The following is a 14745-nucleotide window of genomic DNA, read 5'->3' as shown; positions in this document are numbered from 1 at the left end:
AGACAAAATGCTTGATGCTAAATATATTAAAGATAATTTAGAAGAAGTGGCTGAGAAACTCGCAACTAGAGGTTATCAGTTTGATATAGCAGAATTCAAAGCTCAAGAAGCAAAAAGAAAAGACCTTCAAGAGAGAACTCAAGAGCTTCAATCTCAACGTAATACTATCTCCAAAGAAATAGGTAAAAGAAAGTCTAAAGGTGAAGATGCTAGTGACATTTTTGCCAAAGTTAATGATATCAATGATGAACTAAAAGTAATCGAAAAAGAGCTTAAAGATCTTCAAGACTGTATAAATAATACTCTTCTGTCAATGCCAAATCTTCCAGCTGATGATGTACCAGTTGGTAAGGATGAGAGTGAAAATCTCGAGATAAAAAAATGGGGAACTCCTCGTGAATTCCACCCTGAAGCTCAAGCTAAAGATCATGCAGATATTGGCGAAATACTTAATATGATTGACTTCAAAGCTGCAGCAAAAATTACAGGTAGTCGATTTGTAGTTCTAAAAAGTAAAATTGCTAAGCTTCATCGTGCATTGACACAATTTATGTTAGATATGCATACAGAAAAACATGGCTATGAAGAATTATATGTGCCATATATGGTAAATAATGATAGTTTGTATGGAACAGGTCAGTTACCTAAATTCTCTGAAGATTTGTTTAAATTAGAAGGTGACTTTGAATATAGCCTAATACCAACGGCAGAAGTACCTATCACAAATCTAGTAAGAGATGAAATCTTAGATACAGAATCTCTGCCTAGATACTACACGGCACACACACCATGTTTTAGAAGTGAAGCTGGTTCTTATGGGCGAGATACTAAAGGATTAATTCGTCAACATCAGTTTGAGAAAGTTGAATTAGTGCATATCACTATAGCTGATAAAGGCGAAGAATCTTTAGAGCTATTAACATCTCATGCAGAAAAAGTACTACAAAAACTAAACCTACCATACAGAGTAGTCAAACTATGTACGGGAGATATGGGTTTTAGTGCGAAAAAAACCTATGATCTAGAAGTTTGGATACCTTCACAAAATACTTATAGAGAAATATCATCATGTAGCTGGTGTGGAGATTTCCAAGCTCGTCGCATGAAAGCTAGACACAAAAATCCAAGTATGAAAAAACCTGAATTGGTACATACTTTAAATGGTTCTGGTTTAGCAGTTGGTAGAACATTACTAGCTATTATTGAGAATTACCAACAAGAAGATGGATCTATCATGATTCCTGAAGCACTTATTAACTATATGGGTGGAATTTCTGTTATTAAGTAAACTTCTCAAAAAAATTATTTGATTCAGTATTTATTCATAAGTTTTACCATAAAATAATGATAAAATTTCATCAGTGTATTTCAAAATTTATTTATTTAATATGCATTTACTAGGTATAGAAGCTGGTGGAACCAAGTTTTTTACAACTATTGGTGATTTTGATGGAAATGTAATTGAACGTCATCGTACTGATACTACCACTCCAGAAGAAACAATGTATGAAGTTCTTGAGATAATAAGAGATTATCAGAACAATTATGAGATCAAAGCTCTAGGTTTGGCATGTTTTGGACCTATTGATATTAATACTAAATCTAAAACTTATGGATATATTACAAACACTCCTAAGATAGCATGGCAAAACTTTGATATTGTTGGAGCTATAAAGTCAGTATATAAAGGACCGATTGGTTTTAATACTGATGTAAATGCTGCGGCAGTTTGCGAACAACTTTGGGGTTGTGCTCAAGACCTAGAAAATCTTTTATATCTAACGGTTGGTACTGGTGTTGGTGGCGGTGTTATATGTAATAATAGATTAGTTCAAGGAGCTATGCATCCTGAAATTGGTCATCTTTTTATCCCAAAGAATCCTGAAGATAAATTTGAGGGCTGTTGCCCTTTTCATGGCACATGCATAGAGGGTTTAGCTTCTGGTACAGCTATAAATAAAAGATGGCAAGTTGCTCATGCTGGAGCGCTTAACGATGATCATATCGCATGGGTATTTGAAGCAGAGTATCTAGCGAAAGCATTAGTAAACTATATATGTGCTTTTTCTCCAGAAAAGATTATTCTTGGAGGTGGTGTAATGCATAAAACAATCTTGTTTGATATGATTCGTAAAAATGTGAAACAATACTTAAACAACTATTTTGACTATCCTGCATTAAAAGACATGGATAACTTTATAGTACCTGCTTCTTTTGGTGACAATACAGGTGTCAAAGGCTCCCTTGCTCTTGCACTAGAAACTTTCAATACACAAACTAAGTAATCTAGTCAAAATTATCCTTATATTATTTGCTCTTTACTGTTAAAATCTCCTTAAATTTAATTGATAAATAAACTATTAGCTAATCTTGATAAAAAAAATACTTTCTAACCATATACTATCTAAATCTTTACAAACCATGGTAGTTCAGGCTTTAGGACAAGCATGTGCATTTATTACAGCTATCCTTTTAGCTCGCCACTTAAATATGAAAGATTATGGTTTTTATATCTTTGGTGTTACTGTTGCTACTATCATAGCAGTAGTTGCGACTATGGGAGCTGGAGGTATATTAGCTAGGACTTGGGGCAAGTCTGACCTAAAAAGTAATTTTGAGCGCCATAAAGAAACATTTAGAGTCCACAACTGGTACTTCAAACGAGGTTTCGCCATAGTAGTTATAGTAATCGCTCTTATAATTTTTTATAACCGTTCTGAACATAGTGATAATTCAATAGAGAATTTTGCACTGTTGTTTGCTGTACCATTTTTTATGGCAAATATATTTCAATCATTCTTCGTTGCAAGAAGAGTAGTTGTTTTTGCTAACCTAATACAACTAGGTTTAAGACTTATTATGCTATTTTTAACTGTAGCTTTTATAGTCTTATATATTAATGACACTGCAATGCTTATTGGTACAATGATGATTTTTATGACCATATATGTAACATCTATATGGCTTATCCAAACATCAAAATATAGCTTCGAAAGTGCCAAACCTGTTGGTAGCAACTTATCTTTTGCTTTGATGCAATGGGGATTATTACTTCTATCACAGATTGATATTATCATTTTAAAAGGATTGTCAGGTCCTAGTGATGTAGCGCTATTCGGTGTTGCACTACAGCTCAGTGCTCTAGTAAGCTTTGTTTTAAATGCGGTAAACTCTAATGTTTTGTCACAGATAGCTGATGACTACAAAAATAACTCTAGAGAGATATTTCAACAGAAGATAACATCATACACAAGAATAATATTCGTTTTATCTATTATCGCTATTTTAGGGCTTATTATTTGCGGTTACCCAATAACTTTGATGTATGGAGAGCAATATACAACATCATACTTTATTTTCTGTATTCTAATGATTGGGCAAATTGTTAATGTACTTTCTGGCTGTGTGGCGACAATTCTTAATATGGCAGGATTTGAAAGAAGTACTTGCTTTGCATTTTATATTGCCTTAGTTCTAAATATCGTATTAGGAAGTATTTTTACATTGTATTGGGGTGTATACGGACTAGCAGTTGCTTCAAGCATTTCAATGATATACTGGAATATTCATTTATTGTATAAAGTATTCACAAAAATAAAGATCAATCCTACTATATTTATTTTTAGATAGTCTTACGACTCTATTGGACTACTATTAGTCTTAGCTGCGCTATTAAGTGATTTAGAAACGTTATCAACGGCGTTATTTACTTTTTCTTTGACTTCCTTTACTGGCTCACTTTTTATATTTGCAACAAGTAACAAGCCACCTACAAGAGCCAAGAAAACTATTAACGGTATATTTATTTTTCCAAGAATTTTTTTTAAAATTTTCATACTATATCTACTTAATTATTTAAAAAACCATTGTTGCTCCGCTACTTGCTTGATCTGTACCATCATCAAATCCTTTTTTGAAGTTTTGAACTTTTGTTTGGGCGCTATTAGCCATATCATTCAAAGCATCTGAGGCATCATTTGCCTTTGCTTTTATAACTTCTTGGCTCTTATTTGCTTGATCTACTATCTGATTAGCTGTTTCAGAAAATTTATTCTTAACATTATTATATGTTTGATTCATAGATTGTGAAGCGTTGTTAGTCTTCTCAATAATATCCTGTTTTGCTTGAGTAACAGATTGTCCAAATTCTTTACCAGCTTGATAAGAATCTCCTTGCGAATAATCAAAATCATCAGCATATACTGATAAAGAAGATAATCCCAAAGCTGTCGCTATAATTGCTATTTTAATTTTTTTCATAAGAGAATCTCCTAGTAATTATCTATATCCAATTTTATAAAATTAGCTAACTAGTCAAACCATTAGCCGCATCATCAATATTGCTAATTTCTTCTTTCATAGTTTGAGTTTTACTAGAGTTATCAATAGTTGCTTGATTATTTTCAGATTCAACATCTGCTAAAGTCTTAACTGATTGTGATTGCTGCGGAGTTGTACTACTATCACTAGTTATATTTTGGGCTGGAGTATCCATAGAAGTAGCTTCAGGAATAGCTCCACAGAACATTGGTAATATCATCAAACTTAATACCGACAAACTTAGATATCTTTTTTTCATCGTATTAACCTCACTATAAAGCGAATAAATTACTATAGAAATTACCACAAAACTCCTTTTTTTACTATATTTCAGCACTAGTTTGATATCATAAACAAGTTTATAATTCTATTGTGTTATAATTTAAAACAAAATAAAAACTAATGAATTTCTAATGCTATCAGATGCATCTAAAGAAGATAAAAAACTAGCAAGGAATTGGCTTAAAGATATCGCATCTCCTGCTAAAAAATGGATTAAATTAACTGTATTAATAGCTTTCCTAAGTGGCCTACTACTAATAGGTCAACTCTATTTACTTGCTCATATCTCTTATGAAGCATATCTACAAAATTCAACCTTAGGTCAACTAAGTACTTATTTTGTTTTGATTATTGTAATTGTACTAGTTAGAGCTGGTCTAAGCTGGATCCGAGAAATAGTAAGCTACAAAGCCGCAACAATGGTCAAAAAACAAATTCGTGAAGATATCCTAGCTCATGTTAACAGTCTTGGTCCTATTGAGCTTAATAAAACCTCTAATGCCAACATAATAACCAGCGCAATGGAGCAAGTTGAAGGGCTAACAGGTTTCTTGACTAAATTTTTACCTCAAATAACATTATCTGGGCTAATGCCCTTGGCTATTTTAGTATTTATATTTCCACAAAGTATAGTATGTGGGATTCTACTACTAATATGTGCTCCTCTTATACCATTATTTATGATCTTAGTAGGTTTAGGTGCAGAATCTGAGAGCCAAAAACATTTTAAAACTCTTGCAAGAATGAGTATGACTTTCTTAGATACTCTAAAAGGACTTACAACTCTAAAACTTTTTAATAAAAGTAAATCTCATAGCGAGACTATTTACGAAGCATCTGATAACTATAGAATCCGTACAATGAAAGTTCTTAAAATTGCCTTTTTATCTTCGGCTGTACTAGAGCTTTTTGCTGCTGCTTCTATCGCTCTAGTTGCGATATATCTTGGTATGGGTTTTATCAATGCTGGTGCAGGTAATGATATTTGGTGGTCACTAGAAAATATAACTTTACAAGGTGGATTATTTATTCTACTTTTAGCCCCTGAATTTTTTATGCCTCTTAGAGAGCTTAGCACTCATTATCATGCCAAAGCTGAAGCAGTTGGTGCTGCTCTAGAAATAGCTAAAATATTTGAGATGCAACCATCTCATCAAGAAAGAAATGAAATATTTAACGATAAAGTAAACTCTATAAACATCAAGTATCTGACTGTTAAATATGATGATAAAATAGCTCTTGATAATGTTTCTTTAGAGATTAATCACAAACAGAAAATAGCTATAGTTGGAGCTAGTGGCGCAGGTAAAACCACGTTGATAAATACACTACTTGGTTTTATAAAATATCAAGGCAATATCTTAGTTAATAACAATGTTGAGCTCAAAAATCTTGAAGAAAAATCTTGGCTTAGAAATATCTCGTGGCTAGGACAAAACTCATCATTATTTAAAGGTTCTATCAAAGATAATCTGCTACTGGCAAATGCTAGTGCTACAAATGAGCAAATAAATCAAGCTTTACAAAATACCGATTTAAATGACTTTATAAACTCTCTCTCAAATGGTTTAAATACGGAAGTTGGCGAGCAGAATATAGGAGTATCTGGAGGTCAAGCACAAAGATTAGCTTTAGCTCGCGCATATCTAAAACCTCATGATATTCTAATTCTCGATGAGCCTACAGCAAGTCTAGATAAAGATAGTGAAGAAAAAATCATTAACTCATTAAAATCAAACTGGAATGATAAAACTGTGATTATGCTAACTCATAAACTAAGCTTCCTAGAGTGTGTTGACAAAATTGTAGTCTTAGCAGATGGAAAAATAGTTGAAACAGGAACATTTGAAGAGCTAGTTAGCGATCAAAATAGTGAATTCTATAACTTCTATAGAAATGAGGTAACAGCATGAGAAATTTAATACCATTTATAAAGCTGTTTAAAAATCAAACTCAATGGATGCTCTTGGGTACCCTACTTGCATGGTCAGCAATACTTATGGGCATAGGATTAATGTCACTATCTGGTTGGTTTATTTCATATACTGGCTATTTGGCTACTACTACCTATGCTATTGCAACTTCATTTAACTATTTTTACCCTTCTGCTGGTGTACGCTCTTTCTCACTCGGTAGAATACTAAGTAGATATGGTGAAAGAATACTAACACATGAAGCAACTTTTAGAATAATCACAGATATTCGTGTGTGGTTCTATCAAAAGCTTGAACCACTAGCGCCTTCTCATTTGTACAAATATAAAAGTGGCGACTTACTTACACGTCTAGTCAATGATATTGGTGCATTAGATAATCTATATATTCGTATAATTTCCCCAACCATTGTATTTGTCTTAGCAAGTTTAACTATAGCTATATTATTTAGTTTCTTTAGCTTAAGCCTTGCACTACTTACATTTATAGCATTGCTGTTAATAGGCTTTGTGATACCATTGGTTAGTAGTCTATTAGCCATGAAAAAAACTCAAGATCTTAATCACACTAGTGCAGAATTAAAAACAAATATCACTGAACATGTTAACTCTCTAGCAGAGCTTAAAATCTTTGACTTAGAAGGTAAGCATCTTGAAAATATTAAAAAGCAAAATTCTGAGCTACTGAATCAAGAAGAAAAAATTAGCTTTATAAGTGGTTTTGGTAGTGCTTTAATGACTTTGGCATTAGGCTTAACTGTAGTTATGGTAACAGTCTTTGCAGTCAAACTAACTCAAAATGGCTATATAAGTGGTGCATTTATTGCTTTGATATTCTTGGCGATAATGGCGATGTTTGAGTCAATTATGCCATTACCACTAGCATATCAGTATTTAGGTAAGACAATTTCTGCTTCAAAAAGGATATTAAATATTACAGATGCTAAAGCAGATGTTGAGTATCCAACAAACTCTGACATTAGTTTAGATAACTATAGTATCAGCTTCAATAATGTTGATTTTGGATATAATGCAGAGCAATCAGTACTTAAAGATTTTTGTTTAAAAATCAAACAAAATGAAAAAATAGCACTATTCGCACCAACAGGAAAAGGCAAATCTACCATTATCAACCTACTTGCTAGATTCTGGGATGTTAGTAGTGGCGAAGTCACTATCGGCGATAGAAATATCAAAGAATTTAACGAAGATCAACTTAGAAACCTAATGACTGTGATTAATCAATCTCCACATATTTTTAATACAACAATTAGAGAAAATCTAAAGATTGCTAAAGATAATGCTACTGAAGAAGAGCTCCTAGAAGCTTTAGGAAAAGTTGAATTAAGAAAACATGTTGAATCACTACCAAAAGGTCTTGATACTTGGACTGGGGAGCTTGGTAGGCAATTATCAGGCGGTCAACAAAAACGCCTAGCTTTAGCGCGTGCATTCTTACAAGATAAGCCTATACTTATCCTAGATGAGCCTACTGAAGGACTTGATAAAGAGACTGAAAGGCTAGTTTTTGAAAACTTAGTTAAGCTTATGCAAAATAAGACTGTTATATTTATTACTCATAATGCTAAGCTTTTGAATAAATTTGATAGGGTTGTTAGGTTTTAATTGAGCCTTTCCAAATAAGTGTGTAAATTCACTTACATAAATCTCTGAATTCTATCTTCAAATTCTATAGCGAAATAAGGCATAGCCTCACTCCAATATCTCACAGGCATAGACCATTTTTTAGTCAAATAATCTATAGTCAAATATAAAGATTTGAACACAGAGTCATCTTTAGGAAATACTTTTTTATTTTTAATAACTTTCCTAAACTGACTATTAAGCGACTCTATCGCATTAGTAGTATAAATTACTTTACGAATTTTTGGAGGGTATTGCAAGAATACAGTCAGATTATCCCAGTTATTTAGCCAAGATTTTGAAATTAATGGGTATTTAGCATCATACTTGCTTGCAAAGTTTTCAAGCTCAGATTCAGCTATATCAATGGTTTCAGCGTCATATATTTTCTTTAGCTCTCTTGCCACTTCTTTTTTATCTTTGTAAGGCACATATTTTAAAGAGTTTCTAATTTGGTGAACAATACAAAGCTGATGTTTTGTTTGAGGGTATACAGCTTGTATAGTATCAGACATACCCTTTAAATTATCTGTACATGCTATAAATATATCCTCTAAGCCTCTATTCTTTAATTCAGTAAAAACTCCTAGCCAATACTTAGAACCTTCATTTTGACTTATCCAAAGACCTAATACATCTTTGTGACCACTTAGTGCAACATATACTGCCTTGTTAATAATACGCTTATCCTCTCTAACTTTAACGACTATGCAGTCAAAAAATACTATTGGGTAAACGGACTCTAACGGTCTATTTTGCCATGCTTTAACATCATTAATAATAGCTTCTGTAACATCACTTATAAAGCTTGTACTTATCTCTGCCTCATACAGCTCAAATAGTTGCTGTTGGATATCTGTAGTACTCATGCCTTTAGCATACAGAGATATGATTTTTTGATCTAAGCCATTTATTTTTGTTACTCTTTTAGGAACTATTTGTGGCTCAAATTCACTTTCTCTATCTCTAGGTACTAATATATCTATATTGCCACTATCTGTAGATAGGCTTTTATTGCTATAGCCATTTCTAGCATTTGAAGAATTGCTTCGTTGATGCTTTGAATAGCCAAGATGACTATTCATCTCTGTATCTAATGCTTTTTCCAATAACCTTTTTGTCAGTTGCTTGAGTAAACCATCTTTCTCAAACATCTGGTTAACATCAACTCTAGAATCTAGTATCTGGTCTGCTAGCATTGAGTAAATATCTTCTGATTTCTTATTTTTAGACATTGTTTTTATCCTTAATATTTTGCTAGAAATAATCTAGCATCTTAATTAAGAATTTACACAGTTAATTGGAAAGAGCCTTTTAATTATCTATTCTTCTTAAAATTCTCAGCTTGTTTAAATATCTCTTTGAAAACCTCATCTTCTGTAAATTTGTTCATTTTTTTACCAAGTATAGTACTATCCTGTTTTGCTTCGCAATCCACCCTTTCACAGAAAGGGAATGTACCTAAGCTTAGCTATAAGCCAAATTCCCCTCCGCTGGAGGGGTGCCACCGCAGGTGGTGGGGTGGTCTCTTCTACTCCCCAAGTAGCTCAATAAATGCAAGCTCTAGTTTTTCTTCTGTGAATTTGCTTATTTTTTATATCTTTCAAGTATCATAGCTAATTTTGTTTTTTGGTCTTGAGTTCCTTCATTCAATAGCTCTTCCATAGCTTTAATAAGATTTTTTCTAAAAGACTCATAACCATTTTCGCTTCTGATACTAAAACTATTAACCCAATCTATAAATTCTCTAAAGTAATACATGAAATTCATATCACTTAATAAATATTCTTTTAGAATATCTATACTAATGCTAGACAGTATCTGAGGTTCTTCATCCCAACTTCGTTTGAATAAAACATCTTTCATAATATTTTTAACAGCATCTTTATCACTAATTTTAATTTGATTAATTCTTGCTATTTCTTCTTCATAAAAATCCTTTAAAGAGTTATCAAAACCAACTATTTGATTTATCGATTGTCTAGCACAAAAATGATTATTAGAAAGACAGTTTTCAATATATTTTTTTAAAACTGGTATTGCAAATTTTCTATATTTTTCTTCATTTTTTTTATCAAAATTCATTAATTCTTCTATATAAAAAAGAAAGTTTCTATAATCTATAAACTCTTCTATTTGACTTTTATTTTGATTTAATTTGTTAAAAACATCTCTTACATACTCTTCAAAGGTGTATGTCAAATCATTTTGAGATTTTTTGATAAACTCTTGTAACTCATCTTGTATGTTAGATTTTTTTATTCGAGCTATATTTTTATCAATAACCATATTAATGGATTCTTTATTTACTATTGACGTTCTAAGATATTCAATTATATTCGTTTCTAAATCAGATATAGTAAATCTGTAATAACTATCAACTGTTAGATACTTTGACAACTCCTCTTTTTCTTTATCTTTCTCTGGTTCACCATCAGTTAAAGTTTTATCCAAAGAATATTTTTGATTATACGTATCCAAATCTTCAAAGTTAGTCTGGCTAATAGCATTAACATAAGCTAAACCTATTATTTTGTTAACTATAGCCTTTTCTAACCCAATATAGTAAGTAAGCTTGTTTTGTATAAAACTATAATCATTTAGGGCATTAATAACTCGCTTTATACTTCGTATATTATTTATATTAAATCTATAAAAATAATCTAAAGCATTTTGATGAAAAGCTAAAAGCTCATTTTTTACCAAATCAAATGAGTTTTCTGGTGAAGGGTTATATTCAAATTCATAATCAACTATCTTATCTTTATAAATACCCAAAATCTCAGTTTCTTCTAACTCGTTATTATTCAAAATCATAACGATATGGCAGTTTTTCTGCTCTTTAAGCTCAGATATTAATCCGAAGACATCTTTTAAATTTAATTTATCTGATATTCGTTCAAAGTCATCAAAACAAATAATAAGATTTTCAAAATCTTTTTTTTCAAAAAAAGTAAGCAATGCTCCAGCACTCAAACCATTATATTTTAAAGTACCAAATTTATTTTTTAATTTATTAATCCAATTGTTTTCTCTATAAATTTGTATTAATAACTCTTCTTTAACTTGCGATAAAGTTTCTTTACCAAATAACGATATATAAACTGCTGTTTTAATATTTTTTTCTTTTTTGTATTGATCTTTAGCTTGTAAATAAATATCTTTAAAGTTAAATATGGTGCTAGGTTTACTCTTACAACGAATGATGAACTCTTTGATAGATATGGAGAGAGTAGTTTCTTTAATATTCTTGAAACTTTCTTTTGTAAATTCATTCCAAAAATAAGTTTTACCAACTCCCCATTGACCATTGATGGCTATACATAAAGCATTAGGTTGTTCTAAAAGTTTTTTAAGTGAGCTAGTTATACAATCTTTATCCAAACCTCACCCCTCCACAGTTGCCATTTTTGAAAAAAAACACTTCTTCAAATCGAAGAAATATCAATCTCAAAATTTGTTTTTTTGACTTAGGTTTAGATTTAACCATTTAGATAAAATTATTTTAAGGTCTATATAAAGATTATATTTAATTGGTTTTATGATTACTAGAAGTATTGGTTTCTAGAATAGAATCTAGCGGATATATCAATAAAACTCTTTTCAAATTTATAGAAAAATAAAATGTTATAATTTATAACAATTAAATTACTTATATAAAGTACGAGATGAAGTATAAGCCGCCATACACTATTACATCTAAAATTGTTTCATTAGTATCTGAAATAAGCCAAATGGTTGGTGAGATAAATGCTTCATCAAAAATCCAAAGAGATCTTAGACTACGCAAAGTAAATAAAGTTAAAACTATACGCGGAACTCTAGCAATAGAGGGTAATACTCTAGATGAGTCTGTTATTACAGCAATACTTGAAGGTAAAAAAGTTTTAGCTCCTCAAAAAGAAATTTTAGAAATCAGAAATGCTATCAAGGTTTATGATACTTTTAACACACTAAACTATAAAAGTGAAGAAGACTTTATTGAAACTCATTTGCTTCTAATGACTGGTTTGGTTGATGAGATAGGTTGCTATCGCTCTGGATCTGTTGGTGTTATGTCTGGTAGTGATGTAATTCATGTTGCACCTCCAAGTAAGAAACTTCCTCATTTAATGGCTGATCTATTTAATTGGATATCTAATACAGATGAACATCCTTTGATAAGTAGTTGTATTTTTCATTATGAGTTTGAGTTTATACATCCATTTGCTGATGGTAATGGTCGTATGGGTAGATTATGGCAATCGCTAATTTTAAGCCAATGGAATGAAATCTTTAGTTATTTACCAGTTGAAAGCATCATATATGACAACCAACAAGCATATTATAAAGCTATTAAAGATAGTACAGATAACACTGATTGCTCTGTATTTATAGAGTTTATGCTTGAGATGCTTCTAATCTCAATCAAAGATATTACCCCCCAAGTCACACAGCATGTTACCCCCCAAGTCAAAGAGCTTCTCAAAGTTTTAGGAACTTTGGAGCTATCAAGACAAGAAATACAAGATAAATTAGGCTTAAAAGATAGAAAATCATTTGCTGACAGGTATCTTAATCCAGCTTTAGAGCAAGGTTTTATAGAGATGACTATTCCTGATAAACCTAAAAGTAGATTGCAAAAGTATCGAAAAAAATAGGATAGATTTGTTTACCCTCTCAACTCACTATTTAATTTATCAATATCTAATTTCTTCTGCCATTTGGATATAATAATCGTTCCTATGGTATTACCAATCATATTTGTAATAGCGCGCCCTTCTGACATAAATCTATCTATACCCAAGATAATCACAATACCTGCAACTGGTACTACGCCCAAGGCGCTCAAAGTACTCGCTAATATAATAAATCCACTGCCTGTAACACCAGCTGCCCCTTTTGAACTAATAACCATAATTAATAGCATAAAAACTTGCTGGCTCAAAGTAAGCTCTATACCTAATGCTTGTGCTATAAATATCGCAGCTAGTGATAAATATATAGCTGTACCATCTAAATTAAAAGAATATCCAGTTGGTATCACCAGACCTACAACCGATTTATCACAACCTAAATTCTCAAGTTTCTCCATCAAATTTGGTAGAACTGTTTCTGATGATGAAGTACCTAATACGATAAGTATTTCTGTCTTGATATATCCAAGTAGTTTAAATATATTTATGCCACAATATAGCTTTAGTATTAACCCTAAAAATACTAAGATAAATATCAAACATGTGATATAAAAGCATAATAACAACCCCAATAATCCAAGCAGTGTACCTGCTCCATACATACCTATTGTATAACCAATCGCAGCACAAGCAGCTATCGGTGAATAATGCATTATTACATGAATTATCTTAAAAAATACTTTGGATAAGCTCTGGATACCATCTAATATTGGCTTGCCTGATTCTCCATACATTACTAAGCCAACAGCAAATAATATTGATACAAAAAGTACCTGTAGAATATCGCCATCTGTAAAAGCTCCTACAAATGTATGAGGAATAATATTCATAAAAAAGTCTTGCATATTTGCCACATGCTCAACATTTCCCATATACGCTTTTGCGGCGCTAGCATCTAGAGTATTTGGATCGATATTAAGACCTAATCCAGGCTTTAATAAATTTGCTGTAACCATCCCAATAATTAGAGCAACTATAGTCATTGAGAAAAAATACAATAATGCCACTCCACCTATCTTACCCACTGCTTTTAAGTCTTTCATTGCAGCAATACCAGATACCAAAGTGAGGAAAATAATTGGGGCTATCATCAGCTTGATTAATTTAACAAAAACATCTGCAAAAGGCTTCAAAGCCACAGCGAAATGAGGAGCAATAATTCCAAGTAAAACTCCTATAAATATACCAAGTAAAACCTGTGCATATAAGTGACGAAATATTTTCATATTGATTTCAAAATTAAGAAGTCATAATTTCAATATATCTTATATAGATATCCTAAGTAAATTGTTTTTATTAAAGTTTGCAAGTTATCATTTAAGAAATCATAATACTTCTAAGAGATAAAAATATAGGATTGGATATATGACCAATGAACAAAAAGGCGTTTTACAGGGATTATTAATTGGAATAGTTCTATCTGTTTTGATAGTTGCTATAGGATCAATATGTGATGTTTTTAATTTGGGAAAAATAGATAATAAAATTACTATAGCTTTTAATAGTTTAATAATTCCTGGGGTATTTCTTGTAATTGCCGTAGCAAGATTAGCAAAATATCGCTTCTTTAGTGATACTGATATAAATGGTAGTGGGTTAACACAAGGATCACAGCAAGCTAAGATCCTACAATCTTTAATACAAAATACTTTAGAGCAATTATGTATAGCTTTTGTAGCATATACTGCTTGGTCTGTAATCATGCCAGCTCAAAGTATGTCAACTATCATTTTCGCAGCTTTCACTTTTGCTCTAGGAAGAGTATTATTCTTTGTTAATTATAGAAAAGGAGCCAGTGCCAGAGCTTTAGGATTCACTTTAACATTCTACCCTTCTGTAGTAATGATAATTACTGTCTTAGGCTTCAAACTTTATAATCTCTTCTAATAA

At 31.6% G+C, this 14745-nt stretch carries 13 protein-coding genes; 7 read left to right on the top strand and 6 right to left on the bottom strand.

Features of this window, described 5'->3' with window-relative positions:
• The first annotated feature begins 7 nt into the window (after nt 1-7).
• From serS to IMS64_RS02975, 3 genes are all read left to right on the top strand, one after another.
• Nucleotides 8-1288, top strand: a complete 1281-nt coding sequence (serS, locus tag IMS64_RS02985) for a serine--tRNA ligase (protein WP_211490860.1) — start codon at nt 8-10, stop codon at nt 1286-1288.
• 100 nt (nt 1289-1388) lie between these two features.
• On the top strand, nt 1389-2285 hold the full coding sequence (locus IMS64_RS02980) for an ROK family protein (protein WP_211490859.1): 897 nt from the start codon (nt 1389-1391) through the stop codon (nt 2283-2285).
• An 85-nt stretch (nt 2286-2370) separates the two neighbouring features.
• A complete protein-coding gene (locus IMS64_RS02975; RefSeq protein WP_088821037.1) occupies nt 2371-3630 on the top strand; it encodes a lipopolysaccharide biosynthesis protein in 1260 nt (419 codons plus the stop codon).
• A 2-nt stretch (nt 3631-3632) separates the two neighbouring features.
• On the opposite strand, the gene IMS64_RS02970 is transcribed toward IMS64_RS02975, so the two are convergent.
• The 3 genes from IMS64_RS02970 to IMS64_RS02960 are packed head-to-tail and all read right to left on the bottom strand — an operon-like array spanning nt 3633 to nt 4579.
• Nucleotides 3633-3836 carry a hypothetical protein gene (locus IMS64_RS02970; RefSeq protein ID WP_042518810.1) on the bottom strand — a complete coding sequence of 68 codons (204 nt, stop codon included), beginning with the start codon at nt 3834-3836 and terminating at the stop codon, nt 3633-3635.
• Nucleotides 3837-3855: 19 nt separating this feature from the next.
• The gene (locus IMS64_RS02965; RefSeq protein WP_042522962.1) at nt 3856-4260 is read right to left on the bottom strand and encodes a hypothetical protein; all 405 of its coding nucleotides are present in this window, start codon (nt 4258-4260) and stop codon (nt 3856-3858) included.
• 46 nt (nt 4261-4306) lie between these two features.
• A complete protein-coding gene (locus IMS64_RS02960) occupies nt 4307-4579 on the bottom strand; it encodes a hypothetical protein (RefSeq protein WP_035735338.1) in 273 nt (90 codons plus the stop codon).
• A gap of 154 nt (nt 4580-4733) precedes the next feature.
• Between IMS64_RS02960 and cydD the strand changes: the two genes are divergently transcribed.
• Together cydD and cydC are read left to right on the top strand one after the other, a co-directional pair.
• Nucleotides 4734-6515 carry a heme ABC transporter permease/ATP-binding protein CydD gene (gene cydD, locus IMS64_RS02955; protein ID WP_211490858.1) on the top strand — a complete coding sequence of 594 codons (1782 nt, stop codon included), beginning with the start codon at nt 4734-4736 and terminating at the stop codon, nt 6513-6515.
• On the top strand, nt 6512-8161 hold the full coding sequence (gene cydC, locus IMS64_RS02950) for a heme ABC transporter ATP-binding protein/permease CydC (protein ID WP_211490857.1): 1650 nt from the start codon (nt 6512-6514) through the stop codon (nt 8159-8161). Before cydD ends, cydC begins: the two co-directional genes overlap by 4 nt.
• A 32-nt stretch (nt 8162-8193) precedes the next feature.
• Here cydC and IMS64_RS02945 read toward each other — a convergent pair whose 3' ends face one another.
• The gene (locus IMS64_RS02945) at nt 8194-9378 is read right to left on the bottom strand and encodes an IS256 family transposase (protein WP_430886729.1); all 1185 of its coding nucleotides are present in this window, start codon (nt 9376-9378) and stop codon (nt 8194-8196) included.
• A 388-nt stretch (nt 9379-9766) separates the two neighbouring features.
• A complete protein-coding gene (locus IMS64_RS02940; protein ID WP_211490855.1) occupies nt 9767-11563 on the bottom strand; it encodes a P-loop NTPase fold protein in 1797 nt (598 codons plus the stop codon).
• 284 nt (nt 11564-11847) lie between these two features.
• Between IMS64_RS02940 and IMS64_RS02935 the strand changes: the two genes are divergently transcribed.
• The gene (locus IMS64_RS02935) at nt 11848-12819 is read left to right on the top strand and encodes a Fic family protein (protein WP_211490854.1); all 972 of its coding nucleotides are present in this window, start codon (nt 11848-11850) and stop codon (nt 12817-12819) included.
• A gap of 11 nt (nt 12820-12830) precedes the next feature.
• Here IMS64_RS02935 and dctA read toward each other — a convergent pair whose 3' ends face one another.
• Nucleotides 12831-14081, bottom strand: coding sequence for a C4-dicarboxylate transporter DctA (dctA, locus tag IMS64_RS02930; protein ID WP_088821033.1), 1251 nt, complete (start codon nt 14079-14081; stop codon nt 12831-12833).
• A gap of 139 nt (nt 14082-14220) precedes the next feature.
• Between dctA and IMS64_RS02925 the strand changes: the two genes are divergently transcribed.
• Nucleotides 14221-14742, top strand: coding sequence for an MAPEG family protein (locus IMS64_RS02925; RefSeq protein ID WP_088821032.1), 522 nt, complete (start codon nt 14221-14223; stop codon nt 14740-14742).
• Nucleotides 14743-14745: the final 3 nt, after the last annotated feature.

It is taken from the genome of Francisella philomiragia, assembly GCF_018135955.1.
Classification (GTDB): Bacteria; Pseudomonadota; Gammaproteobacteria; order Francisellales; family Francisellaceae; genus Francisella; species Francisella philomiragia.
Note: the sequence above shows the minus strand (reverse complement) of the source record. Positions and strands in the feature narration are given on the sequence as shown.

What these genes read in the sequence shown, in the direction of transcription:
- IMS64_RS02970 (WP_042518810.1), bottom strand. Translation starts at nt 3,836, where the DNA reads ATGAAAATTTTAAAAAAAATTCTTGGAAAAATAAATATACCGTTAATA.
- cydC (WP_211490857.1), top strand. Translation starts at nt 6,512, where the DNA reads ATGAGAAATTTAATACCATTTATAAAGCTGTTTAAAAATCAAACTCAA.
- IMS64_RS02960 (WP_035735338.1), bottom strand. Translation starts at nt 4,579, where the DNA reads ATGAAAAAAAGATATCTAAGTTTGTCGGTATTAAGTTTGATGATATTA.
- dctA (WP_088821033.1), bottom strand. Translation starts at nt 14,081, where the DNA reads ATGAAAATATTTCGTCACTTATATGCACAGGTTTTACTTGGTATATTT.
- IMS64_RS02945 (WP_430886729.1), bottom strand. Translation starts at nt 9,378, where the DNA reads ATGCTAGCAGACCAGATACTAGATTCTAGAGTTGATGTTAACCAGATG.
- IMS64_RS02935 (WP_211490854.1), top strand. Translation starts at nt 11,848, where the DNA reads ATGAAGTATAAGCCGCCATACACTATTACATCTAAAATTGTTTCATTA.
- serS (WP_211490860.1), top strand. Translation starts at nt 8, where the DNA reads ATGCTTGATGCTAAATATATTAAAGATAATTTAGAAGAAGTGGCTGAG.
- cydD (WP_211490858.1), top strand. Translation starts at nt 4,734, where the DNA reads ATGCTATCAGATGCATCTAAAGAAGATAAAAAACTAGCAAGGAATTGG.
- IMS64_RS02925 (WP_088821032.1), top strand. Translation starts at nt 14,221, where the DNA reads ATGACCAATGAACAAAAAGGCGTTTTACAGGGATTATTAATTGGAATA.
- IMS64_RS02980 (WP_211490859.1), top strand. Translation starts at nt 1,389, where the DNA reads ATGCATTTACTAGGTATAGAAGCTGGTGGAACCAAGTTTTTTACAACT.
- IMS64_RS02965 (WP_042522962.1), bottom strand. Translation starts at nt 4,260, where the DNA reads ATGAAAAAAATTAAAATAGCAATTATAGCGACAGCTTTGGGATTATCT.